The organism is Brevundimonas sp. FV2ps16 (assembly GCF_058681075.1).
In genome coordinates, this window is the sequence record NZ_CM178728.1 from 300,993 (window position 1) to 325,009 (window position 24,017).

The 24,017-nt window shown below is 67.2% G+C and carries 24 protein-coding genes and 1 tRNA gene; 10 read left to right on the plus strand and 15 right to left on the minus strand.

Annotated elements, in window-relative coordinates:
* Positions 1–24 precede the first annotated feature (24 nt).
* On the plus strand, positions 25–1,332 hold the full coding sequence (locus ACW170_RS01440) for an ammonium transporter (RefSeq protein ID WP_492087934.1): 1,308 nt from the start codon (positions 25–27) through the stop codon (positions 1,330–1,332).
* Between the two features lie 53 nt (positions 1,333–1,385).
* Here the strand turns inward: ACW170_RS01440 and ACW170_RS01445 are convergent, their stop codons facing one another.
* Positions 1,386–2,126 (minus strand): RNA methyltransferase, encoded by a 741-nt coding sequence (locus ACW170_RS01445; RefSeq protein ID WP_492089122.1) that lies wholly within the window; start codon positions 2,124–2,126, stop codon positions 1,386–1,388.
* A 50-nt stretch (positions 2,127–2,176) separates the two neighbouring features.
* Positions 2,177–3,196 (minus strand): phospholipase C/P1 nuclease family protein, encoded by a 1,020-nt coding sequence (locus tag ACW170_RS01450; RefSeq protein ID WP_492087935.1) that lies wholly within the window; start codon positions 3,194–3,196, stop codon positions 2,177–2,179.
* 225 nt (positions 3,197–3,421) lie between these two features.
* Between ACW170_RS01450 and ACW170_RS01455 the strand changes: the two genes are divergently transcribed.
* Entirely contained in the window at positions 3,422–4,057 is a 636-nt protein-coding gene (locus ACW170_RS01455; protein WP_492087936.1) for a DUF4168 domain-containing protein, read from the plus strand.
* Between the two features lie 2 nt (positions 4,058–4,059).
* On the opposite strand, the gene ACW170_RS01460 is transcribed toward ACW170_RS01455, so the two are convergent.
* The gene (locus tag ACW170_RS01460) at positions 4,060–5,922 is read right to left on the minus strand and encodes a monovalent cation:proton antiporter-2 (CPA2) family protein (RefSeq protein ID WP_492087937.1); all 1,863 of its coding nucleotides are present in this window, start codon (positions 5,920–5,922) and stop codon (positions 4,060–4,062) included.
* Positions 5,923–6,004: 82 nt separating this feature from the next.
* On the minus strand, positions 6,005–6,817 hold the full coding sequence (locus tag ACW170_RS01465; RefSeq protein WP_492087938.1) for an isocitrate lyase/PEP mutase family protein: 813 nt from the start codon (positions 6,815–6,817) through the stop codon (positions 6,005–6,007).
* Positions 6,818–6,994: 177 nt separating this feature from the next.
* Here ACW170_RS01465 and ACW170_RS01470 point away from each other — a divergent pair, with 177 nt between their 5' ends.
* The 3 genes from ACW170_RS01470 (at position 6,995) to ACW170_RS01480 (ending at position 10,513) form a co-directional block, all read left to right on the plus strand.
* Positions 6,995–7,402, plus strand: a complete 408-nt coding sequence (locus tag ACW170_RS01470) for a CBS domain-containing protein (protein WP_492087939.1) — start codon at positions 6,995–6,997, stop codon at positions 7,400–7,402.
* A 64-nt stretch (positions 7,403–7,466) separates the two neighbouring features.
* Positions 7,467–8,033, plus strand: coding sequence for a hypothetical protein (locus ACW170_RS01475; RefSeq protein WP_492087940.1), 567 nt, complete (start codon positions 7,467–7,469; stop codon positions 8,031–8,033).
* 95 nt (positions 8,034–8,128) lie between these two features.
* Complete coding sequence (locus ACW170_RS01480) at positions 8,129–10,513, plus strand: PAS domain-containing sensor histidine kinase (RefSeq protein ID WP_492087941.1); 2,385 nt, start codon at positions 8,129–8,131, stop codon at positions 10,511–10,513.
* Between the two features lie 14 nt (positions 10,514–10,527).
* On the opposite strand, the gene ACW170_RS01485 is transcribed toward ACW170_RS01480, so the two are convergent.
* The 3 genes from ACW170_RS01485 to tsaD are packed head-to-tail and all read right to left on the minus strand — an operon-like array spanning position 10,528 to position 13,135.
* Positions 10,528–10,902 (minus strand): Rieske (2Fe-2S) protein, encoded by a 375-nt coding sequence (locus ACW170_RS01485; RefSeq protein ID WP_492087942.1) that lies wholly within the window; start codon positions 10,900–10,902, stop codon positions 10,528–10,530.
* A gap of 5 nt (positions 10,903–10,907) precedes the next feature.
* On the minus strand, positions 10,908–11,906 hold the full coding sequence (locus ACW170_RS01490) for an NAD(P)H-dependent glycerol-3-phosphate dehydrogenase (RefSeq protein ID WP_492089123.1): 999 nt from the start codon (positions 11,904–11,906) through the stop codon (positions 10,908–10,910).
* A 26-nt stretch (positions 11,907–11,932) separates the two neighbouring features.
* The gene (gene tsaD, locus ACW170_RS01495) at positions 11,933–13,135 is read right to left on the minus strand and encodes a tRNA (adenosine(37)-N6)-threonylcarbamoyltransferase complex transferase subunit TsaD (RefSeq protein ID WP_492087943.1); all 1,203 of its coding nucleotides are present in this window, start codon (positions 13,133–13,135) and stop codon (positions 11,933–11,935) included.
* Between tsaD and hemC the strand changes: the two genes are divergently transcribed.
* The 4 genes from hemC to ACW170_RS01515 all read left to right on the plus strand — a co-directional run bounded on the left by hemC (position 13,134) and on the right by ACW170_RS01515 (position 15,527).
* On the plus strand, positions 13,134–14,087 hold the full coding sequence (gene hemC, locus ACW170_RS01500; RefSeq protein WP_492087944.1) for a hydroxymethylbilane synthase: 954 nt from the start codon (positions 13,134–13,136) through the stop codon (positions 14,085–14,087). The genes tsaD and hemC overlap by 2 nt on opposite strands.
* Positions 14,084–14,806, plus strand: a complete 723-nt coding sequence (locus ACW170_RS01505; RefSeq protein ID WP_492087945.1) for a uroporphyrinogen-III synthase — start codon at positions 14,084–14,086, stop codon at positions 14,804–14,806. Before hemC ends, ACW170_RS01505 begins: the two co-directional genes overlap by 4 nt.
* A gap of 40 nt (positions 14,807–14,846) precedes the next feature.
* Positions 14,847–14,922, plus strand: a tRNA-Thr gene (locus tag ACW170_RS01510).
* A 251-nt stretch (positions 14,923–15,173) separates the two neighbouring features.
* Positions 15,174–15,527 carry a helix-turn-helix domain-containing protein gene (locus ACW170_RS01515; protein WP_492087946.1) on the plus strand — a complete coding sequence of 118 codons (354 nt, stop codon included), beginning with the start codon at positions 15,174–15,176 and terminating at the stop codon, positions 15,525–15,527.
* Positions 15,528–15,529: 2 nt separating this feature from the next.
* Here the strand turns inward: ACW170_RS01515 and ACW170_RS01520 are convergent, their stop codons facing one another.
* Genes ACW170_RS01520 through ACW170_RS01535 form a run of 4 tightly spaced genes read right to left on the minus strand, consistent with a single transcriptional unit; the run spans position 15,530 to position 17,177 of the window.
* Positions 15,530–15,886 carry a hypothetical protein gene (locus tag ACW170_RS01520; RefSeq protein WP_492087947.1) on the minus strand — a complete coding sequence of 119 codons (357 nt, stop codon included), beginning with the start codon at positions 15,884–15,886 and terminating at the stop codon, positions 15,530–15,532.
* Positions 15,887–15,905: 19 nt separating this feature from the next.
* On the minus strand, positions 15,906–16,352 hold the full coding sequence (locus tag ACW170_RS01525; protein ID WP_492087948.1) for a hypothetical protein: 447 nt from the start codon (positions 16,350–16,352) through the stop codon (positions 15,906–15,908).
* 14 nt (positions 16,353–16,366) lie between these two features.
* Positions 16,367–16,702, minus strand: a complete 336-nt coding sequence (locus tag ACW170_RS01530; protein WP_492087949.1) for a hypothetical protein — start codon at positions 16,700–16,702, stop codon at positions 16,367–16,369.
* A 28-nt stretch (positions 16,703–16,730) separates the two neighbouring features.
* Positions 16,731–17,177: a helix-turn-helix domain-containing protein gene (locus ACW170_RS01535; protein WP_492087950.1), complete on the minus strand. Its 447-nt coding sequence runs from the start codon at positions 17,175–17,177 to the stop codon at positions 16,731–16,733.
* 157 nt (positions 17,178–17,334) lie between these two features.
* On the opposite strand from ACW170_RS01535, the gene metK reads away from it, so the two are divergent.
* The gene (gene metK / locus ACW170_RS01540; protein WP_492087951.1) at positions 17,335–18,540 is read left to right on the plus strand and encodes a methionine adenosyltransferase; all 1,206 of its coding nucleotides are present in this window, start codon (positions 17,335–17,337) and stop codon (positions 18,538–18,540) included.
* A gap of 3 nt (positions 18,541–18,543) precedes the next feature.
* On the opposite strand, the gene ACW170_RS01545 is transcribed toward metK, so the two are convergent.
* The 4 genes from ACW170_RS01545 to ACW170_RS01560 all read right to left on the minus strand — a co-directional run bounded on the left by ACW170_RS01545 (position 18,544) and on the right by ACW170_RS01560 (position 23,979).
* A complete protein-coding gene (locus ACW170_RS01545) occupies positions 18,544–19,815 on the minus strand; it encodes a pentapeptide repeat-containing protein (RefSeq protein WP_492087952.1) in 1,272 nt (423 codons plus the stop codon).
* Between the two features lie 53 nt (positions 19,816–19,868).
* Positions 19,869–20,498 (minus strand): bifunctional diaminohydroxyphosphoribosylaminopyrimidine deaminase/5-amino-6-(5-phosphoribosylamino)uracil reductase RibD, encoded by a 630-nt coding sequence (locus ACW170_RS01550; RefSeq protein WP_492087953.1) that lies wholly within the window; start codon positions 20,496–20,498, stop codon positions 19,869–19,871.
* Positions 20,495–21,208, minus strand: coding sequence for a 2,3-diphosphoglycerate-dependent phosphoglycerate mutase (gpmA, locus tag ACW170_RS01555; protein ID WP_492087954.1), 714 nt, complete (start codon positions 21,206–21,208; stop codon positions 20,495–20,497). Before gpmA ends, ACW170_RS01550 begins: the two co-directional genes overlap by 4 nt.
* A 281-nt stretch (positions 21,209–21,489) precedes the next feature.
* Positions 21,490–23,979: a TonB-dependent receptor plug domain-containing protein gene (locus tag ACW170_RS01560; RefSeq protein WP_492087955.1), complete on the minus strand. Its 2,490-nt coding sequence runs from the start codon at positions 23,977–23,979 to the stop codon at positions 21,490–21,492.
* Positions 23,980–24,017: the final 38 nt, after the last annotated feature.

Consider the following 24,017-nt stretch of genomic DNA (forward strand, 5'->3'; position numbering starts at 1 on the left):
CCTCTCCTCCCCGAGACGCCTGAAATGACCCGAACCGCCGCCTTTTCCGCCGTCGCCTTAGTCGGGGCGGCGGTCGCCTCTCCAGCCGCCGCCGCGCCCCTGCTGGCGCATCAGGCGCCCCTGGTGATCGACAATGCGGCGACCGCCTGGATCCTGACGTCCACCGCCCTGGTGCTGCTGATGACCCTGCCGGGTCTGGCGCTGTTCTACGGCGGCATGGTGCGGAAGAAGAACATCATCAGCGTCATCGCTCAGTCGGCGGCGGCTTTCGCCATCGTGTCGGTGCTGTGGTTCCTGGTCGGCTATTCCCTATCGTTCGGCGCCGGTCCCGATGCGGTCAACGGCCTGATCGGCGGGGTCGAGGCGGCCTTCCTGAACGGGGTCACGATGGAGACGGCGCACAGTCTGCTGCCCGGCCTGCCGGAGCTGTTGTTCGTCAGTTTCCAGATGACCTTCGCCATCATCACCCCAGCCCTGATCGCCGGCGCCTTCGCCGAGCGGATGAAGTTCTCGGCCAGCCTGCTGTTCTTCGCCTTGTGGCATCTGATCGTCTATGCGCCGATCTGCCATCAGGTCTGGGGCGGCGGCTATCTGGGCGGGATGGGCGTGCTGGACTTCGCCGGCGGGGCGGTGGTCCACGTCAATGCGGGCGTCGCCGGCCTGGTCTGCGCCCTGGTGCTAGGTCCGCGCCATGGCTTCGGCCGAGACAACATGGCCCCCGCCAATCTGGTCTACAGCGCCATCGGCACCGGCCTGCTGCTGGTCGGCTGGATCGGCTTCAACGCCGGGTCGGCCGGCGCGGCCGATGCGCTGGCCGCCACCGCCGCCTTCAACACCATCCTGGCCGCCGGGGCTGCGGCCCTGGGCTGGATGGCGGTGGAATGGTTCGACCGCAAGCGCCCCACCCTGCTGGGCCTGTTGTCGGGCGTCGTCGGCGGCCTGGTGGCCATCACCCCGGCGGCCGGCTTCGTCGATCCCAAGGGCGCCTTCTTCATCGGCCTGATCGCCGGCCCGGCCTGCTATGCGGGCGCTGTCTGGCTGAAACATGCGCTGAAGTACGACGACAGTCTGGATGCGTTCGGCGTGCACGGGATCGGCGGCATCGTCGGCGCCCTGCTGACCGGCGTCTTCGCCACCACCAGCGTCAACGCCCTGTCCGAGGGCGCGACGGTGTGGAAACAGGCGCTCGGCCTGGGCGGCGCCATTGTCTGGAGCGCGGTTGGCACGTTCGTCGTCCTGATGATCTGCAAGTTCACCACAGGCCTGCGCGTGACCAAGGACGAAGAGGTCGAAGGGCTGGACTATACCCAGCACGGCGAAGCCATCCACTGAACGATCAGCCCAGCCTCATCCTCGTCTGTTAACGAAGACCAGGGGCGCCAGCCCTATTCGTCCGTCTTCGCCTTCTCCGCCCGCTCGGCCGCCAGCTTGGCCAGCACACGCCCTCGCCCCTTGGCCAGGGCGTGGATAGCGCCGCGCATAGTGGCGACCTCCTGTTCGGAGAAGGCGGCGCGGCCCAGCATGACGCGCAGGTTCTGGCTCATCGAGCGCTTCTTCTCGGGCGGATAGAAGAAGCCGCCGAGCTCCAGCTCCGCCTCCAGATGTTCGTACATGCCAACCAACAGATCGTTCGACGCCGGCGGCTCACTGTCGCGGAAACGGGGCGGCGGGGCGTCCAGGATCAGGGTCCGCCACTCATAGGCGTTGATCGCCACCGCCTGGGCCAGGTTCAGCGAATGGTGTTTCGGGTCGATGGGAATGGTGACGATGCCGGCGCATAGGGCGATGTCGGTCGTCTCCAGCCCCGCGCGCTCGCCGCCGAACAACAGACCGGTCTTCAGGCCCGAGGCGGTGTCGTCGTACAGGATACGGCCGGCTTCGCGCGGCGTCCGAACGGGCTGACGCGTCTCGCGCGGGCGGGCGGTGGTGGCGAAGACGGTGTTCAGGTCGGCGACGGCTGCGGAGACGCTGTCGAACACCCGCACACCCTCCAGCACCCAGTCGGCGCCCGAGGCCGTGGCCCAGGCCCGCTCCTGGGGCCAGCCGTCACGCGGCGTCACCAGCCGCAGGTCGGTCAGGCCGAAATTGGCCATCACCCGCGCCACAGCGCCGATGTTCTCGGCCATCTGGGACTTGTCGAGGATGACGGCGGGGGGCGTTAGGTCGGACAAGAAGATCAATCCTCTCCGACCATGGCGAGCCACGGATCAACGGTTCCAGCCTCGACCTCGGCGACCTTGACGGCGGGCCAGCCGATGGAGGCGCTGCCCGAGGCGGTCCAGGCGGCGCTAATGAAATCACGCAGCTCGGCCGCGCCCGCCGCCAGGCGCTCATTGACAAAGGCGGCGCCGCGCGGATCGCTGTCGCGGAAAGCCCCCCCCTTGTCCAGCCGGTAGAAGGGGATGACCGTTCCGAGCGTCGTGGTCAGATAGGCGACGGTGCGCGCCTTGACGTCGAACCCGTCCAGGTTGGCGGCCGGCATGGCCGCCTCGACCGCGTCCAGGCGGGCGACGTGGTTGGTGAAGGCACCTTCGAACAAGGCATGGGTCTGGCGCGAATTGGTGAAGCCCTCGGGGTTCGGGAAGTCGCCCCAGCCGTTGTAGTGGATCGTCGTGTGATGGGGCTGGGATCCGTCGCCGACGTAATGGCCCATCACCCCGATGTCGCGCAGGATCAAGGCCTCGCGGCGGATGCGGTCGGCCCGATACCAGGCCTGGCGCTCCATGTTCGTCTCGCGCTTCTCGGCGGCGTTCAGCACGCGCCAATAGGCGAAGTCCCGGCCCAGATTCTGCCAAGCGTCGATCATTGCGTAGGGCAGATAACCAGCGTCATCGACGTCCAGACCCGCCTTCGTCAGGGCGGCGTCGTATTCCGACTTCAGGCGCGGCAGTTCGGCCAGGGTCATGCCGCGTTGGTCGAAGACGTGGCCGTTGTCGTCCAGGTCGATGAAGTGGGCGGTGTCGCGCTCGCGGTCATGCGGCTGGCCCGCGCCCTTCCAGCGGTCGGGCTCTCGCGCCAGTTCGCCGACGTCAGCAATGGCGCTGGGCGTCTTCAGGAAGGCGGGCAGCGCGTCAGGCAGGGCCCGCATCGCCGCCACACCGATCAGCCTGTGTCCAGTATTGCCCCAGGCGTCCACATGGACGGCAGGCGCGACTACGGCGACGAGGGCCAGGGCGGCGAAGACGAGACGTTTCATGAGGGAACCTGTACGACGATCACGCCCGTCTAACGCATCGTTGATCGGCTCTCCAGCCCGTCAGCGAGCTTGGCGGGTTGCCATTAGGCGACGGCTGCCTAGGTTAAGGACGCTCCTCGTTCCTTTTTGGCCCATCAGGCTCCACATCCTGCGAGGAGGCGGGCGTGACTGCGCCGGCGCTGTCGCCGACGGCCCCTGTGGACGCCAGACCGAAAGGACACGCCCATGCGCGCGCCCCCTCTCGCCTTTCCCCCTCTCGCCCTTATTGTATCCACCGTCGCCCTAGCGGCCGCCGGCAGCGCCCAGGCGCGACAGGCCACGCCGACGCAGCCCGCGACCGCGCAAGCCGCCCCGACGACCGCCCCCTTCACCGACGCCGAACTCAAGATGTTCAGCGACGCCATGACCGAGGTTCGCGCCGTCAGCGACACCTTGAACGGAGCCGAGCCCACGCCGGAGCAACAGGCCGAAATGGCCCGGGCGGTGATGGACTCCGGGTTAGAAGTCACACGCTTCAACGCTATTTCCAACGCCCTGGCCAATGACCCGCGGTTGGCCGCAAGGATCGCGATCTTGTCAGCGCCCCCGCCGGCGCCCGGTTCGGTCGCCGCCAGCGTCACGCCTGAGGAGTTGACCCTCTACACCACGGCCATGGCGAAGATGCGCGAGATCGCCGCTGGAACACCCAACGATCAGCTGACGCTGCAGCAGCAGACCGCCATCGGCAATGTGGTGGGCGAGTCCGGCCTGGATCCCCAGCGCTTCAGCGCCATCGCGGATGCTGTGGCCGCCGATCCGGGCCTGCGGGCTCGCGTGAACCTGGAGCGGGCCAGGCTCGAGCGCCAAACCGCCCGGCAATAGGATCAGGTGTCGGCGGGTTCGCGCAGCGTCTCCGGCGCCGCCGGCCCCGCCTCGTCTTCGTTGAGCAGCCGTCCCTCGCGACGGGGCTTGATATAAGGGGCGGGCTGCGGCGTCGGCATATTGCCGCGCATCAGCTGACGACCGGCCTTGATGCCGCCAGTCAGTTGCAGGTCCAGCCGCGCTTCGTCGCGACGGCGCACGTCGCCGATGGCCTCGGCCGCCTGCCCCTCGTCCATGCCCAGTTCGATCAGGGCCCGCTCACCGAACTTCAGCGCCGATTCGAAGGTCTCGCGGATCTGGTAGTCGACCCCCGCCTGGATCAACCGCATCGAATGGCCCCGGTCGAAGGCGCGGACCATAATCTTGGTGGTGGGAAACTCGGACTTGACCAGTTCGACGATGCGGTCGGCGACCTCCGGCTTGTCGACGCAGACCAGAACGATCTCGGCCTCGTCGGCCCCGGAGGCCCGCAGGGTGTGGAGCTGGGCGCCGTCGCCGTAATAGACCTTGAAGCCGAACTGGGAGGCGGCCTGAATCATCTCGACGTCGTTCTCGATGATCGAGACGTCCACGTCGCGCGCAAGCAGGGGCTGGGACACGACTTGGGCGAAGCGGCCGAAGCCGATGATCAGCACTTGACCGCGCAGATCCTTGGCGAAGTCCACGCCCTCGGCGCCCTCGGCCGATACGACCGGCTTGGGCAGAAGCCGCGTCGTCAGCAGACTGGTCAGGGGCGTCAGGGCCATGGACAGGATGACGACGGCCGACAGCATGGCCCCAACCTGGGCGTCGAACAGGCCCGCCGTCACCGCCGCGCCGTAGAGGACGAAGGCGAACTCACCGCCCTGGGCGAACAGGGCCGCGCGTTCGACCGCCTCGTGGTGCGAGGCCTTGAACAGGCGGGCCACGACATAGATGCCAACCGCCTTGACCGCCATGAAGGCGACCACGCCGCCGACAACGAGGCGCCAGTCGGCGACCACCACCGCCAGGTCCAGCGACATGCCGACGCTGAGGAAGAACAGGCCCAGCAGGATAGCGCGGAAGGGCTCTACATCGGCTTCCAGCTGATGACGGAAGGTCGATTCAGACAACAGCACACCGGCCAGGAAGGCGCCCATGGCCATCGACAGCCCGCCCAGGGACATGGCCCAGGCGGCGCCGACCACGACCAGCAGGGCGGCGGCCGTCATCACCTCGCGCCCGCCGTACCGCGCCAACAGGCGGAAGATCGGATTGACCAGATATTTGCCGGCCAACAACACGCCGCCGACGGCGGCAACCGCGAAGCCGATCGTCTGCCACAGCGGCGGCGCCTGCTCGTTCGCCACGCCCAGCACCGAGGCCAGAATGGCGACGATGGCCAGAAGCGGCACGATGGCCAGGTCTTCCAGCAGCAGGATCGAGACGGACCGCTGTCCAGGCCCGCCCGCGATCTCGCCCCGCTCTTCCAGCATCTGCATGATGACGGCGGTGGACGACAGGACAAAGCCCATGGCGCCGACGAAGGCGACCGGCGCGGGAAAACCGGCCAGCATGGCGGTCAGGGTCAGGATCAGCCCGCAGAACAACACCTGGGCCGCGCCCAGGCCGAAGATGTCCCTTCGAAGACCCCACAGGCGTTTGGGCCGCATCTCCAGCCCGATGATGAACAGGAAGATGACCACGCCGAACTCAGCGACATGCAGGATGGTCTCCGGCTCCTGAAACAGCTTCAGGCCGAACGGTCCAATGGCCAACCCAGCCGCCAGATAACCGAGCACGGAGCCCAGCCCGACCCGCTTGAACACCGGCACGGCGATGACGCCCGCCGCCAGCAAGGCCGCAGCCGCCCCCAGATCCAGTCCCGTCGCCGCCTCGGCCATAATGTCCCCTGATATGCGAGAGACAATATTGGGGAAGCGAACGCGATAATGCGACCCCTATCCGCCCAGACCAACGCCGTGATCAACCAAAGACGATGCTGATTTTCGTCAGGCCGTCCCCGGCGGGCGACATCGCCGACCAATCTTCGGCCAGTCCGTCGGCCAGATTTTTCAACCGCTCCAGAACGGCAAGCATCGGATAGGGACCGGTGCTGATCCGACAAGCGCCCGCCGCGAACAGCGCCGTCGCCGGCCGCGCATCCGGCCCCGCCATCAGGCTGATCGGCCCGCCGACGCCATCGGCCAGACGCTTCACGACGGCGGGCTCGGTCACGCCCGGCAGGAAGACGACATCCGCCCCTGCCTTCAGCCAGGCGCGCCCCCGTTCGATCGCCATTCCGACCCGCTCGGCGTCGCTGTCGCCCAGCCCCAACAGGAAGACGTCCGTTCGGGCGTTGATGACTATTTCAGGCGCGGCGGCGCGCATCGCGGCGATGCGGGCCTGCTGATCGGAAACCGACGTGAGGGCGCCCGGGGCAGAATAGTCTGCGTCCTCGAAATTGACGCCGACGGCGCCGGCCGCCCAGGCCTGGCGCGCGGTCTCGGCCGCATCGGCCGCAGCGGCGCCGTACCCGGCCTCGACGTCGGCGTTCAGCGGCAGATCAAGGGCGCGGGCGATGGTCGCGATCTCCCGCATCATCTCGGCGCGCGTCAAACCCTCCCCGTCGCGAGCGCCGCGCGCCCAGGCGACGCCAGCGCTGGTGGTGGCCACGGCGGCGAACCCTGAGGCCTGAAACACCCGCGCGCTGGCGGCATCCCAGGCGTTCGGCAAAATCAGACCGCCCTGTCGATGCAAGTCGCGGAAGCCTTGGGCGCGGCGTGTCTGATCGGTCATGCTGATCTCCTGTCTGGACGAACATCTGACATCAAATCCAGGCCAGAGGGCTGGCGATTTTCGGACGCGGTCAACAATGGCGGCGTGACGGCCTCAGCTCGCCGCACAGTGGCGGTTCACAGCGGAACCCCGCTGCTTTCGACGGGTTTTACCGCCAAGCCTTCACAAGGAAATCCGATGAAAATCCGCGACGTGATGACCCGGGATGTCCACCTCGCCCGGCCAGGCGACACGATCCAGGAGGTTGCGGCGCGGATGGCGAAGGGCGATTTCGGCTTCGTGCCCGTGGCGGACGGCGACCAGCTGATCGGCGCCATCACCGATCGCGACATCGTCGTGCGCGCCCTCGCCGCCGGCGCCGCCCCCACCGCGTCTGTCGTCGAATACATCACCCGCGATCCACAGACGGTCCTGGACACGGATGACCTGAAGTCCGTTCTCGATCTGATGGGATCGCGCCAGATTCGCCGCGCGCCCGTGGTCGACAAACATGGACGGATCGTCGGGGTGATCTCGCTGGGCGACCTGTCTACGCGGGTCAAGGAGAAGTACGCCGGCGAGACGCTGGAGAGTATCTCGCGTTAACCCAACCCTCACACCGGGCGCTAACGCCCGTCGTGCATCCTCGCGCAAATCGCTGGAGGGTGGGATGGCGCGCGCGCAGTTCCAGAAGGGTCAAAAAGTCTGGGTCGAATGCGTCGGCGCCTGGGCCACCATCGAAAAGGTCCAGCCCGTCTGGGCCAAGGGTTTCGACGAACCGGTGCGCGTCACCTATGACGTCGGCCTGGGGCGTGAATTCGCCGCCACCGAACTGATGATGGCTGCAGAAGACGCCGCCGGCGCCGAAGTCGGCGACTGGCGCCTGCTGCGAGCGCGCAACAAGTGGCAGGCCGAGGAAGACTGCCTGCATCATCCCCAGCCGGGAACCTACCCCGTCGTCGTCACTGACACCGCCGATTGGGGCGGCTGGCGGGTGCCGGGGGCCGAATATGACCGGGACCCTGAGAAAATCGAATTCCAGGCTCGGCTGATCGCCGCCGCACCGCGCCTGATGCAACTGGCCGAAAGCTTGATCGATCTGGTGGCTGAAGCGCCCGATGACGCTCCGCCCGCTGTTCTGGCCTTGGCGCGACAGGCCCGCGACACCCTGCGGCCGGTGACCGAGATACTGGAGTCCGCGCCGTCGCGGATTCCATCCCCGGCGGCGGCGGCCTGAGGTTCAGAAACCGTTAACCAAGCCTCGACAGGAATCCGCGACGCAGCCTAGATTCCCCGTGAAGCTGATTTGGTCGGGAGAGCGCCTTGCGGGGCATGGAGCGGAGGCAGGAAGGACGGGGTCGACGCGCCACCGACCGCGCCTCCGGCGCTCCGGCCTGGATGCGGATCGGCGTCTTGGTTCTGGCCTTGGGCGCCACCGGTTATGGCCTGCTGCTGTCACGCGAGGCCGGCCGGCCTGTCCGTGAGGCGCTGCGCCTCAGCGAAGAGAACCTTACCCTCAATGCGCGGCTGACGGCCAGTCAGACCGCAGATCTGATGCGCGCTGCGCGCGACGGTCTGGACGCTGGCGAAGCCGCCCTGAGCGAGGACGCCGAACCCATTGCCGTCGTGGAGGCCGCGCGTCAGGCGGCGCCGGGCATTGGCTTCACCGTCATCGGCGCCGATGGCGCCGTCCTGGCCAGCCAGGGCGAGGGCGAAGTTGCCATGCCTGGATCCGACCTCTGGGAACGACGGCTGGAAGCGCGGATCACGCCGCCTCTTGAGAAGGACGCCGGCATACGGATCGTTTCCGCCGCTGGGATCGTCCTAGCCTCCCCAAACGCAGACGAGCGGGGCAAAACGGTCCAGGCCGTGCTGGGCGTCGCGGCGGGCGACCTGGCCTCGCTGGACCAGCCGCGCGAGATCAAGACCGGCGCGGACGAGCACACAGTCGTCGCCGTGCCGGTCGCGCCCGGCGGCCCCTATGTGGTGGCGGCGGGCGAGCCGCCGGCGCGCGGGCTGGCCGCGCTGATCGACGACTCCTGGGTTCTGGGCGCGCCCATCGTTCTGGGCCTGGGCGTCATGGCCCTGTTCCTTTGGCAGGGTGTTCGCCGGGCCCGCGCCAGCCGCGAATGGGCCTCGTCCGAGCGCCGCTTCCGTGTCGCCGTCGAGGCCGCCCGTTGCGGCGTCTGGGAATGGGACCTGGAGGCCGAGGAAGTCACCCTGTCCGACTATATGGCGACCCTGCTGGGCTTCGAGCGCGGCGGCGTGACGTCTAGCGATGCGGTGATGGCCCGCATCCATCCCCGTTTCCGCGACGAGGTGCGGCACGCCCTGCGTCAGGCCTCGGCCTATGGCGCCTTCGAGGTGACCTTTCCCGTTCCCGGCGAAGGGGGACGCACCCGCTGGATTGATGCGCGGGGCCAGGCGCGCGGCGAACGCGGCGAGAGCGGATTTTCGGTCATCTTGGGGGTGGCGCTCGACATCACCGAGGCGCGCCGCGCCAAGGCTGCCGCCCAGTCGGCCGAAAGCCGACTGCGGGACGGGGTCGAGAGCATCTCCGACGCCTTCGTCCTGTTCGACCGGCACGGCAGACTGATCCTGTCGAACCAAGCCTTCGAAGACGCCTTCGGATTCGAGCGGGGCGTGGTGCGGCGCGGCGCGGCCAAGGATGAGTTGAACCGGATCGCCGCCCTGGCCATCAAGGCCGAGCACGCCCCGGCGCATGGGCGCGCGGGGCTGCGCGAGGTCGAATTGCACGACGGGCGCTGGCTTCAGCTGTCCGAGCGTTTTACCTCAGAAGGCGGATCGGTCGTCACCGCCGCCGACATCACCGCCATCAAGCGCGAAGAGGCCGAGCGCCGCCGCGCCGTCGAAGATCTGAGCCGGACCGTGGCCCAGCTTGAATCCAGCCAACAGATGCTGTCCCAGTTGGCGCGGAAATATGAGGTCGCCATGACCCGGGCCGAGGCCGCCAACCAGGCCAAGTCCGAATTCCTGGCCAATATGAGCCACGAACTGCGCACCCCGCTGAACGCCATCAACGGCTTCTCGGAGATCATGGCCGCCGAATTGTTCGGCCCCATAGGCGACAAGTACAAGGGCTATGCCGGCGACATCCTGAAGTCGGGCCAGCACCTGCTCAGCCTGATCAACGACATCCTGGACATGGCCAAGATCGAGGCCGGCAAGATGACCCTGCACTACGAGCCCGTGTCGCTGCGCGAGGTGTGCGACGACGCGGTCCGTCTTATGCGCGGCAAGGCGGAGGACGCAGGCCTGAGCCTGTCGGTCGAGGCCGGCGATCTGCCCGATATCGAGGCCGACCAGCGAGGCGTGAAACAGATCCTGCTGAACCTGATCTCAAACGCGGTGAAGTTCACGCCCGAGGGCGGCGCCGTCACCCTGTCGCTGACGCCGTTCAGGGGACCGGCCGGCGAGGCTCGCATCCGGGTCGCCTGCGCCGACACCGGTATCGGGATTGCGCCTGAGGATCTGGTGCGTCTGGCCCGCCCGTTCGAACAGGTCGAGGGGCAGCACTCGAAGACGACCCAGGGCACAGGCCTGGGCCTGGCCTTGACCAAGTCGCTGATCGAGCTGCACGGCGGCCAGCTGGCGATGCAGAGCGAACCCGGGGTCGGCACCGTGGTCAGTTTCGACCTGCCGACCCGCCGACCGACGTCGTCGGTCACGCCGATGAAGGCCGCCTTCGCCGCCTGAGGTGGCGCGCCCCTTCAGGCCGTGCGGACGATCCCACCCTCGGCCGTCACTGGCCAGGGCGTCAGCCGGCCACCCGCGCAAGGGCCGCCCTTGCACTCGCCGGTCAAGGGCTCGAACACCGCCCCGTGCCAACCACATAGGATCAGCGCGCCATCGGGCGTCAGATAGCGGTCCAACTCCATGGCGATGGGGAAGCCGGCGTGCGGGCACCGGTCGATCCAGCCGGCGACCTTGCCCTCCTTACGCACCACGAAGCCATGAAAGAAGGCATCGCCGATCTGCAAGACGAAACCGCGCGAGCCGGGATCGGCGATATCGGCCTCAGCGCACAAGGCGACCCCCGCCGGGGTTTTCCAGACCCGTTTGCGCTCGGCCGCTTCGTCGGACACGGAGTTCAGACCCGCTCGGCCTTCAGCGGGCGCGACAGCAGGCCGTCGATCAGACCATCGACGGTGATCTCGCCCGCCAAAAGGGCGGCGATGCCCTCGGCGATGGGAGTCTCCACGCCCAGACGGGCGGCCAGGGCGCGCACGGCCGGCGCGCTCTCATAGCCTTCGGCCACCGAGCGCTTGCCCGCCAGGGCCTGTTCCACCGTCTGGCCCTGGCCCAGGGCAAGACCCAGGCTCATGTTGCGCGATTGGGGACTGGAGCAGGTCAGGACGAGATCGCCCAGACCGCACAGCCCCGCCACCGTCTCGGCCTGTCCGCCCATGGCGACGGCGAGGCGGGTCATTTCCGCAAAACCGCGCGTGATCAGGGCTGCGTGGGCGCTGCGGCCCAGCTGCCGTCCCTCGGACACGCCGCAGGCGATGGCCAGGACATTCTTCAGCGCCCCACCCGCCTCGGCCCCGATCAGGTCGGTGGCCAGATAGGGCCTGAAGCCCGGCGCCGACAGGGTGTTCAGCAGGGCCTGGCCCAGCACAGGATCGGCGCAGGCCAGGGTGACGGCGGTCGGAAGGCCGCGCGCCACCTCGCCGGCGAAACTGGGACCGGACAGGACCGCCGCCGGGGCGTCCGGCAGGGTTTCGGCCAGCACCTCGGTCATCAGTTTCATCGTGCCCCGCTCCACACCCTTGGAGCACAGCACGACCGGCACGCCGGCGCGGTGATGGGGCGCAAAGGCCGTCAGGGTCGCCCGCATATGCTGGGCCGGGGGAACGGCCAGGATCAGGTCGCAGTCGCGCAGATCTGCCAGATCGGCGGTGAACTTCAGATCCTCGGCCAGGGGGACGCCTGGCAGATAGAGGTCATTGGCCCGCGTCGCCGCCAGAGTCTCGACCAACTGGGGCTCGCGCGCCTGCAGCGTCGTCTCCAATCCGGCGCGGACGCAGACCTGGGCCAGGGCGGTGCCCCAGGCGCCGGCGCCGATAACCCCTGCGGTGCGGAATTCCATGCGCCCTCCCAAGGCGGTCTCGTTGGTCATGCTTTCGCGCCCTTGCGGCCCGGCTTGTGCGAAGGATCGGCCAGGGCGCGGGCTTCGTCCAGCGGCCATCGCGGCCGGGCGACCACGTCGATGTCGCTGGTCAGGCCCAGGGCCAGCCGTTCCGCCCCCGCCAGGGCGATCATCGCCGCATTATCGGTGCAATAGGCCATCGGCGGCGCCAGGAAGTCGAAGCCGTGTTTCGCCGCCGTCGCCTGTAGCGTGGCGCGAATGGTCTTGTTGGCCGCGACCCCGCCCGCCACCACGAACAGCCGGTGCTCATGTGTCTCGGCATAGGCGGCCAACGCCCGTTCGGAGCGATCCGACAGTTGCCGGGCGATGGCGCTCTGGACCGCGTCGGCCAGATCGGCCTTGTCCTGCTCGGTCTCGCAGGTCTGGGCGATGCGGAAGGCGGCCGTCTTCAGACCTGAAAAGGAGAAGTCGCAGTCCTTGCGGCCCAGCAGGGCGCGCGGCAGGTCGATCTTCGAGCCGTCGCCTTGCGCCGCTAACCGCTCCAGCGCCGGCCCGCCGGGATAACCCAGGCCCAGGGCCTTGGCGATCTTGTCGAAGGCCTCGCCGGCCGCGTCGTCGATGGTGGCGCCGATCCGGCTCATGTCGCCGACGCCGCGCACCTCCAGCAGCTGGCAATGGCCGCCGGAAACCAGCAGCAGCAGGAAGGGATAGGTCACTTCCTCGCCCAATCGGGCCGAGACCGCATGACCCTCCAGATGATTGACCGCCACCAGGGGCAGGCCCCGCGCCAGGGCCGCCGCCTTGCCGAAGCTCAAGCCCACCATGACTCCGCCGACCAGGCCTGGCCCCGCGGTCGCGGCGATCCCGTCCAGGCCGTCATAGCCCAGGCCGGATTCGGCCATGGCGCGGCGCGTGACATCGGCGATCATCTCCACATGGCTGCGGGCCGCGATTTCGGGAACGACGCCGCCGTAGGCCGCGTGGTCGTCGATCTGGCTATGGACGACCGAGGACAGGACCTCAGCCCTGCCGCCCCGTTCAGACGGGTGCAGTCGCACCACCGAGGCGGCGGTCTCGTCGCAGCTGGTCTCGAGACCCAGCACCGTCAGGGCTTTACCAGGAAGGGGGGGGACATCCCGTCCAGTTGCCGCTTCGGCGCCGCTGCTATAGTCGGCGGAACTCTCCATCGGGTCGAGGTAGCGATCCGGCGTCCGGTAAGCAACGACCATGAACCTTCCTCTCCGCATTGGCACCCGGCGGTCCAAGCTCGCCCTGGCCCAATCGGGCATGATGCAACGCGCCATCGGCCGGGCCCTGGGCATAGCCGAGGCCGAGATCGAGACGGCCGTGCCCCTGGTCGAGATCGTCACCACCGGCGACCGCATCCAGGATCGCCGGCTGATGGAGCTGGGCGGCAAGGCCCTGTTCACCAAGGAGATCGAGGAGGCCCTGCTGGACGGCCGGATCGACATCGCCATCCATTCCATGAAGGACGTCCCCGCCGAACAGCCCGAGGGCCTGTGCATCGCCGCCATCCCGGAACGCGAGGACGCCCGCGACGCCTTCATCAGCCGCGACTTCGACAGTTTCGACCAACTGCCCTTCGGCGCCCGGCTGGGAACGGCCAGCCTGCGGCGCCAGGCCCAGGCCCTGGCCCTGCGGCCCGACCTGAAGGTGGAAATGCTACGCGGCAATATCGACACCCGGCTGCGACGCGCGGCCGAGGGCGACTTTGACGCCATACTGTTGGCCGTCTCTGGCATGACCCGGCTGGGCGTGACCGAACATATCCGCGAGAAACTGTCGCTGGACGCCTTCCTGCCGGCGCCGGGCCAGGGCGCCCTGGCGATCCAGACCCGCGCCGAGGACATCGACGCCCCCTGGGTCTCGGCCCTGAACCATGCCGAGACCGCCGTCGCCGTCGCCGCCGAACGAGGGGCCATGACCGCGCTGGAAGGGTCGTGCCGCACCGCCGTCGGCGCCTACGCCCTGATCGAGGGCGACACCCTGCGCCTGACCACCGAAATGCTGAGCCCCGACGGCTCGGCCCGCTGGCGCCGCACCGGCGAACTGTTCCAACCGACCGAGGCCGACGCCCGCGCCCTGGGCCAGAGACTGGGCGGCGAGGTCCATGCCTTCGCCGGCGATCAGGAGGTCGATCCCGCGAGCCTGGACGGATGACCGCTCCCCTCCCCGAAAGCCCGGCCAAACCGCGCGTCTGGGTCACCCGCGCCGAGCCGGGGGCCTCGCGCACCGCGGTCCGCCTGCGCGACATGGGGTTCGAGCCGCTCGTCCATCCACTGCTGGTGGTCGAAAATCTGACGCCGGCTCTTCCAGACCTGGAAAGGTTCGCCGCCCTGGCCTTCACCAGCGCCAATGGCGTCGCCGCCTTCACCGCCCTGACCCCGCGCCGCGACCGCCCCGTCTTCGCCGTTGGCGGGGCCACGGCACAGGCCGCGCGGCAGGCGGGCTTCGTCGCCGTCCGCTCCGCCGATGGCGACTTGACCGCTCTGGCGCGATTGATTGCAACCGAATTGAGTGACGCGGTCCTGCTGGCGCCCCAGGCCGAGACGCCCGCTGGCGACCTGGTCGACGCCCTGGATGCGGCGGATGCCCGTCACATCACAGTTCTGCCCCTCGCCGTTTACCGTACGACTTGTGTTCAGCAGCCGATTCCGCCCGTCTGCGACGCCGTGCTGATACATTCTCCACGCGGCGGTCAGGCGTTGACGTCCTGTCGGCCCCTACCTGCCGACGCTGTTTACGTCTGTATCTCAGCTGCAGCTGCAGCACCCCTGATCACCCACGGCCTGACTCCGGCCGTTGCCGAACGGCCCGACGAGGCGACATTGTTGGCGACCTTGAAAGCGGCGCTTGGCAAGCGCGATAGGCCCGTATAAAGAGCCCCTCTCGCGCGGGCTGGTTCGCCTTCGCAACCGGGCCGCTTTAGCTCAGCCGGTAGAGCACCTCATTCGTAATGAGGGGGTCGCGTGTTCGAGTCACGCAAGCGGCACCACCTCGCGGCCTTCGTTGCCGCAGGTCTGAAGCAAACACCGGGCTTGTCTTGGGGCGCTTTAGAATTGAGGCCGAGAGGTCTATCTGAGATCTACTTTTTTAGCCTCGATACATTAACCTTGATAATCGCTTCATGGTTGACAGGAATGATAGTCTGAGTACGTAGCATTCCTCTAAAGTGCAGCTACGGCTTGACGCCTTCGATGATTTGGGGCCTGACGGCGGCATTATCGTCTCCCCCCGAAGGCCAAGATGAGCGACACTGTAGATCCCATCGACATCGCCATCGGCGCGCGTATCCGCAGCCGTCGCGAAGAACTCCGCATAACCCAGGCCCAACTGGCCGCCGGCGCCGGCGTGACCTTCCAGCAGATTCAGAAGTACGAGCGCGGAGTAAACCGCGTATCGGCCGCCCGGCTGCTGCAGATTGCCGCCGTTCTGAAATCGACCGGCGCCGCCTTGCTCGGCGAACTGGAGACGGCAGAAGGCGACGAACTGGTTCTCGCCTCTCCCGGCGTAGCGGAATTGCTTTCGGCCTTCCGCAGCATCCGCGACGCCGAGAAACGCGACGCCCTGCTGGTCGTGGCCAAGGGTCTGCGCGGCTGAATTCAGGGGCGGGGTTTCAACAGCCGTTCAATGGCTGGCCCCGCCCCTTCGCCGACCGTCAGGTTCGCCAACCAGGACTGGACTGCCTCCAGCGCCCGCATGTCCAGACTGTCCGAACGCCCCGCATCGGCTATGTTCTGGCGGACGATTTCCAACAGGCAGGCGGCCTCGGTGGCGCTGGACGGAGCGTGGCTCAGCAATCTCGCCTCGGCCTCGACCATGGGGCCGAGATCCAGTTCGGCGAGAAGATTGTCTCCGCTGGACGCGAGACTGGAGACGCCGAGACTGTCGGCTATATGGGCCGTTTCGAACCATGATCGAAACAGCGGCATGAAGTTCGCGAGAGATTGAGCGGTCACAGTTGGATACCTTTGTCGTTCAAGACATGCGCGGCTTGGCGCGATCTGGTTTTTGATTGGCGTAGGGGGCGGTGTTTGCTTCCCAGACCCCGAACAGCCCGAGGATCATGATTTCGACCCAGGCCACCATGCGCGTGGTCACGATCGACCAAGTGAGGGCGTCCGGCCCGACTAGGGAAGACAAATGGGTGCCGAGCGCGAGAAGCTGGGCGCCGGAGGCGAACAGCAGCCACCAGCGGTTATAACGAAGGCTGAGTTGGACGAGCCAAGCCAGAAGACCGACGGATATCAGCGCCACCGCCCAGCGGAACTGCCCCATGACGAGGTGGTCGGCCCAGCCGGACAGAAGTTGCGCGAGATAAAGACCGACGGCCGCCTCACGTTCCGGTCGCTTCCCCTTCCAGATCAGTAGTCCCAGGGAAAGAACAGTGAGGCAGACGCCGAAGATCCAGAGCGGTGATGGCATGCCGTCGGCGCCGATCAGGCCGCGAGTTGCAGCACGCCAGCAGGCGCGGCTGCCTTGGTCTTGCTTTCGCCCATCCCCTCCATTCGCCAGCCGATCTGATGTTCGTCGGCCACGGTCGCCAGACCGGCGTGACCGGCGGCGACCGCCGCACGAACCGCAGCGAGACGGTTCAAACCTGTCATTATGTCTTCCAGAGCGGACTGGCCGACTTCGGCCGCCAATCGCGCCTCAAATCGCCCCTCCAGCGAAGCCTGGATCAGCTTACAGACCTCGATCATGGCCTGATCGACCGCCTGTTCGGCGGTCCTGACCTGGCGTGCGACTTTGAGCCCGACCTGCATGTTTCTCATTGTCTCATCCTCCAAAACGGTTCCCGTGTCAGCGGGCCCACTCGGGAGCGATCCGATCAAACAGGGAGGGAACCACCATGCCTGCCGTCACGATCCCGATGGCGAGCAACAGGGCGACGGCGGCCCCTGCGACAATGACCGCCAACCTACCGCCGACGCCGCGAGGCGGAGCAGGAAGGAACCAGGCGGTCCGAAGTCCTGGGCCGTCGTCCTCCGATTGTCCGGCCGACGCCAGATCAACAAGCCCGTCTTCGCCGACATCGGAAATGAGTATCGACTCCCCTGAGTAAACGTTACTCAGCCGCCGCGCGGCCAGTCGGCGATCGGACACCCCCAGTTTGCCGTACGCGCGATGCAGGTGATTGCCGACGGTTCGCGGCGATATGCCCAGACGCGCAGCGATCTGCTTGTCCTCGAGGCCCAGCCCCGCCAAGCGAACACACTCGATCTCTCTTGGCGACAGGCTGTCAGACATTCACGCGCTCCCCACCCTTGTCATAGAGGAATTTGCAGTGACAACCAGATACGACGTGCTCCCAAGCGTCAAAGGCGGGAAGGTCACTTGAACATATAAACATGTCTTTATATGTTTGACGGATACCATTTCGGGCTGACACAGACAGGAGCCTCTATTGGCCGCTCGTTCTTCCTTCCTCTTCACCTCGGAAAGCGTGTCCGAGGGTCACCCCGACAAGGTCGCCGATCGCATCTCGGACACCGTCGTCGACGCCTTCCTGTCGAAGGACCCTGAGGCCCGCGTGGCGTGCGAGACCATGGTCACCACCCAGCGGATCGTCCTGGCCGGCGAGGTGCGCGCCACCCAGCCGGGTAACACCAAGGAACAGAACGAAGCCTTCACCCAGTCCATCATCGACAGCCTCGAGCCGCTGGTTCGCGCGGCGGTGAAGGACATCGGCTATGAGCAGGACGGCTTCCACTGGGAGACGGCGGAATACGCCTGCTACCTGCACGCCCAGTCGGCCGACATCGCCGTCGGCGTCGACTCGACCAATGAAAAGGACGAGGGCGCAGGCGACCAGGGCATCATGTTCGGCTACGCCTCGAACGAGACGCCGGAGCTGATGCCGGCCACCCTCCAATACAGCCACAATATCCTGAAGCGTCTGGCGGAGGTGCGCCACGCCGGCGGGTCGCAACTGGAACCTGACGCCAAGAGCCAGGTGACGATCCAGTACGTGGACGGCAAGCCGGTCCGCGCCACCTCCATCGTCCTCTCGACCCAGCACGCCAAGGGCTTGAGCTCCGAGCAGGTCGCCGAGATCGTCAAACCCTACATCCTGGAAGTCCTGCCCGAGGGCTTCACCGACGAGAACACCGTCTGGCACATCAATCCGACCGGCATCTTCGAGATCGGCGGACCGGACGGCGACGCCGGCCTGACCGGCCGCAAGATCATCGTCGATACCTATGGCGGTGCAGCCCCGCACGGTGGCGGCGCCTTCTCGGGCAAGGATCCGACCAAGGTGGACCGTTCGGCCGCCTACGCTTGCCGTTACCTCGCGAAGAACGTGGTCGCCGCCGGCCTGGCCGACCGTTGCACCATCCAGATTTCCTACGCCATCGGCGTGGCCAAGCCCCAGTCGATCCACGTCGATCTGCACGGCACCGGCAATATCTCGGAATCGGTGCTGGAGGACAAGATTCTGGACCTGATCGGCGGCGCCACGCCGCGGGCCATCCGCAGCCATCTGGGGCTGAACAAGCCGATCTACGCCCGCACCACCGCCTATGGGCATTTCGGCCGCGAGCCGGACGCCGAGGGCGGCTTCAGCTGGGAAAAGACCGATCTGGTCGATCAGTTGAAGGCGCTGGCCTAAGGGCTAGGCGGCCTGGTCGTCAAGGACCAGGCCGCGGACGCCCGTCAGGTTGGCGTCCGTCAGGTCCAGTTGGCGGGTCTGGGCGCCGTGCAGGGTCGCACGCCCAAGATCCGCACCCGTCATGATCGCGCGGCGCAGGTCGGCGCCCGAAAGGTCGGCGCCCCGCAGTACGGCTCCGGTCAGGTCGGCGGAAAGCAGTCGATCCGCACCGATCAGCAGGGGGCCCAGTTGCGCCCCGCGCATGTCCGCCCCGTTCAGCTTGGCGTTCTTCAACCGAGCGCCCCGCAGGTCGGCCCGATAAAGCTTGACCGAGCGCAGGTCGGCGTTTTCGAGGTGGGCGCCCTGAAGCTGCACCCCCTCCATGTCCAAACCATAGAAGACCGCCCCCTTAGCCGACAGGGCGGTCAGGTTCAGGCCCGTGATCGACTTCAGCGGACGCAGGTCGACCCCGTCGAAGACGGACGGCTGGCCCTCGGCCCCGCCCGTCTCACACCAGCGGGCATGGACGCGCAGCATCTCGGCCGCAGGCATCCGGTCAACGGACTCGCCGACGGTGCTCTTGTCCGTCAGGGCGCCTTCCATATTGGCGCCGTCGGCGCACCACATGGTCATCTTGCAGCCCACCAGAATGGCGTCGCGCATGTCGGCGCCGGACAGGTTGGCGCCCGACAGATCCGCGCCGGCCAGGTCCGCGCCCCGGAAGTCGGCCTGTTTGAGATTGGCGCGGATCATCTTGCAATCCTTCATCACCGCGCCCGAAAAATCGGCCTTGATCGCGATGACGCCCGACATCTTGGAGCGTTGAAGATTGGCGCCGGCCAGGCAGGCGCCGGTGGCCTCGGTCTCCTGGCGATGGCGGGGCTCGATAACCTTGAAGCCCAGCTTCGCGTCCGCGGCGGCGATGGTGCCCTCGCGTAGGTCGGCCTCGAACAGATCAGCGCCGGACAGATCCGCGCCCCGCAGACAGGCTCCGCGAAGATCGGCGCGCCGAAGACTGGACTCGGCCAAAACCGCATCCTGCATGTCCGCGCCAAAGAAGTTGGCGTTGTCCAGCTTGGCGCCGGTCAGGTCGCAGCCTTCCAGACAGGCAGCGGCGAAATCGGCGTCCGCCAGGTTGCGGCCGGTCAGTTTCAGGCCGGAGATGTCCATCCAGGCGAAGACCGCGCGGGCGCCGCCGGGGCGGGCCTGGAACAGTCGGTCATGGCGGGCGCAGATCACGTCCACTTCCGCCTGGGTCAGGCGCTTGCGCACAAGGGGTTCAGCAGCCTGGGCCATTGGACCAGATTAACGCCCAGCAACTTAAGAAAGCCTTGCGCAACAGGCGGTTGTCACTCGGTCAGCAGGCCCTGCTCGCGAAGGGCGTCCGCCAGTTCTCCAGGCGAGGTCCACAGACGCGTATAGCCGGCCTCGCCCAACCGCTTAAGCTCGGTCACCAGATCCGCCTTGGGCGAGGCGGCGAACCGCCCGTCGAACCCGGCGCCGTCCTTGCTGATCCGCACCATCGGCCGTCCGGTCTCCAGCCGATGTAGAAAACCCTCGCAAAGGGCCGCGCCCTCTTCGCACATCAGTCCGGTCTCGACCGTCAAGCCCTTGGCGCGAAGGCGCTCGGTGCCGCGGCCAGCGGCAAAGGGCGAGGGGTCCAGACAGGCCACGACGACACGCCCAACCTGGGCCTCAGTCAGGAAATGGGCGCAGGACTGCCGACCGGATGACCGGGCGCCGCACGGCTCCAGGGTGACATAGACGGTTGCGCCCGCAACCTCCGCGCCGGCGGCGGGAACAGCCTGTTCTTCAGCATGGGGACGTCCGCCCGGCGCCGTGGCGGCCTGGGCGATCACCCGACCGTCCTTGACGATGACGCAGCCGACGGCGGGATTGGGCCAGGTCTCGCCCATACGGCCGGTCGCCAGTTCTATGGCCTGGGCCATGAAGGCGCGGTCGGCGTCGGACCAGCTCATGCGACGGCCGGCAGCTCTTCGGCGCGGGCGGCGTCAAGATAACGGGCGGCGGTCGGCTTCAGGTCGGCGTCGAGGTCGATCTCCAGCGGATTACCGGTCGGGATCTCCACCCCGACGATCTTGTCGTCCGGCACCGCGAACAACAGTTTGACGATGGCGCGCAGCGAATTGCCGTGGGCCGCGATCAGGACGTCTTCGCCGGCCTTCAGGCGCGGCGCGATCTCGGCGTCCCAATAAGGTTCGACCCGCTCGAGGGTAGTCTTCAGGCTTTCGGTGTCGGGAATAGCCTTGCCCGCATAGCGGGGATCAGCGTTAAAATCGAACTCGCCGCCGGGCGCCAGCGGCGGAGGCGGCACATCGTAGCTGCGGCGCCAGACCTTGACCTGGTCCTCGCCGTGCTTCTGGGCCGTCTCAGCCTTGTTGAGCCCGGTCAGGCCGCCGTAGTGACGCTCATTCAGGCGCCAGTCCTCGACGACCGGAACATCCGTCAGGCCCGCAGATTGCAGCGCCAGGGTGCCGGTGCGTTTGGCGCGCGTCAGGACCGAGGTGAACATGACGGCCGGCGTGAACCCGGCCTCGGCGATCAGTTCGCCTCCACGACGCGCCTGGGCCTCGCCCTCCGCCGTCAGATCGACATCGACCCAGCCGGTGAAACGGTTTTCCAGGTTCCATTGGCTCTGGCCATGGCGGAGCAGGATCAGGCGCGGCATTCGATCGGTCCTCGGCAAAACAGTCTGTCCGGGTAAGCCGCCGTCATGAGCCGGTCAAGGCTTGCGCGCGCCGCCGTGTTGCAGCGCACAGCCAAGCTGGCGCGTGTCGGCTTGTAGCGTCTGGGGGCGGCCGCTAGGCTGTCGCCATGTCCGACCGTCTGTTCTTTCCCATCGCCTTGGCCGCTGTCGCCATTCTGATCGCCCTGGCGGTGGTCTGGCCCTGATCGTTCGTCAGGCAGTCCGGAAGGCAGGAGGGCCCGACACCGCCCTGCCCTCTCCAATCAGTACAGGATCTTGCGCAGGTTGATCCGGAACACCCGGCCCTGCGGGTCGAGGTAATCGCGCTGATAATTGACCGGCGTCGCGCCGTCGCTGCTGGTGACGGAAATCCGGTCGTCGAAGATGTTCTGCACGCCCAAACCGACACGGGCCCCCTTCAGGAAGGGGAAACGCTCGACCCATGCGGTGCGTTGGGTCAGGTCGGCGAAGGCGAACAGGTTGATCGTTGTCCGGTCGGAGAAATCCAGATTGGCTGAATCCGCAGTATCGCCCTCGACGGTCGTGCCCGATTTCCAGTTTGCGTTCACGAAGGCGCCGAAGCCGTTCTTGAACAGTCCGGTCTGCACCTGAACCTCGTGACGCGACTGGCCGCCCGAGCCGGAGATGGAATCCCCGTCCAGCAGGTCCAGCGGCGCCAGGCCGTCGCGGATCGTCACCTCATCCTGAACGCGCCAGGTGTGGGTCAGCGAGAAGTTGAACATCCCTTGGCCGGGTTGCATGCCGGGAGCGGTCGAACCGCGCAACCGCCCGCCGCCGGGGCCGCGCGGACCGCCGCCGGGGCCGCCAATACGCATTCCACCTCCGGGGCCGCCCGGCCTCTGACCCATCGCGGCTTCGTTGGGCTTGCCGAAAGGTTGGGAGAAGTTGAAGCCCCACTGAACGTCCTGCTGCTCGCGGCTGGCGAAGTTCAGCGGGCGGGCGTCGATGGACGTCAGAGTGCCGTCATCGGCGCGGGAGAACCGCTCCGGCAAGGCGGCTTCGAGGTCGGGGGTGATGGCGGGGAAGCCGGAAATCTCGTCCTCGGCCTCGGTGCGGGTATAGGCCAGGTTCAGGCGCAGGTCGGTAGCCGACAGCGGCTGCCAATTGACGCCCAGCTTCAGGATCCGGCGGTTCTCGGCCTTCAGGTTCGGGTCTCCGCCGGTGATCTGGGTGACCTGAACAGTTTGACCGGTCGAATAGTCGAAGACGGCGGTGTTCGGCGTCGAGATGGTCGGATCGTTCAGTTGCTGGATCGTCGGCGCCTTGTCCTCGTTCGAGTAATTGGCCGACAGGGACAGCCGAGCGACTGGCGACCAGTTTACACCACCACCCAGCGCCGAGACGCCGCCGAAGTCCGACAACTCCTGATAGGCCAGGTTCATATTGGCGGACAGATCGCCGATCTTCGGCAGGACGCCGCGATCCACGCTGGAGATTGGCAGGTCGAAATTGGCCTGCAGGCTGCCCAGGTCGCGCGACTGCGACCGATCGGCGGCCACGCCGGACCGGAGGCTTTCTGAGTCCAGCGACTGGTGCTCGCCTCCGACCTTGAAGGTGGTGGTGACGCCGCCGGCAGGCAGCTCCCAAGCCGTTCCGTTCAGGACGACCTCGCCCTCGAGCGACTGCGAAACCGAGTTGGCGGTGTCGCGGGCAGCCCTCTTCGCCCCCCCACTCAGATCGCCGTAGGGATTCACGCTCGTGTCGCCCGCGTCTATTGCGGCCTGAAGGGCGTCCTCGTCGACCCCGCGCCCGGTGGTGGTGTCCGTCTCGGTGCGGCTATACTCGCCGGTCGCAGTCCAGCGCCATTCGCCCAGATAGCCGTCGAACACCGTGCCCAGTTCCGCAGCCCGCGTATTGGTCTGGCGCTGCAGCGCGTCTGGCAGGCCAATGTAGCGATATAGATCGACAGCCGCGCCGTCGGGCGACCAGGGATTGCCCTCGGGCAGGCTCAGGCTGACGCCCGGCAAGCCCAGATAGCTGCGACTGCTGCTGTCCTCCAGGCTGCCGCTCAAGGTCATTCCGACCTTGTCGTTCAGGTCGTGCTTGTAGGTTCCCGCCACCGACGCCTCGGCCGTGCGCGGCTGTAGAGTGCGATAGGCGTTCAGATCAGTGTCGCCCACGGAATCGAGCTGCGCGGTCCCGGTACGATCGATATTCCTTTCGGACTCGTACAAGGCGTTGCTGCTGTTGCCGTTGATATCGAGCGACCAGCGATCCGCACCGGCGATGTTGAGGATGTTGTTCTCGCTCGCGGTCGTCGTGCGACCGCCCTGATCCGACCGGCTGACGTTGACCGAGGCGGTCAGCGAACGGAATTGGGCCTTGAGGATGATGTTCACGACACGCTGGTTGGCGCTGTAGCCGTAAGACAGGGCCGTTTCCTCGGGCAGGACCTCAAAGCGTTCGATCGCCTCGGGCGGCACGCCCCGGATTTCGCGGAAGCCCGAGATGCGACGACCGTTGACCAGGAAGACCGGGGATCCGCCACGGGCGCTGCGGGTCTGGGCCTCCAGCAGGGTCACCAGTTCCCCGATATTGGTGGCGCCGAAGGCCTGGATCTGAGTGGAGTCATAGGAGACGATCGGCTCCTGCCCGCCCAGGGCGACGCCACGCTTGGTCGCAGTCACCTCGATATCCGGGAGGACCGTAGTCGCTTCCTCCTGCTGCGGCGACTGGATTTCAGTCCCTGCGGTGGGGGCGAGTGCGAGCAGCATGAGCGCGGTCGGGATCATGAAAACCGTGTTCCAGAGGAAGAAATCAGCCCCCTTGG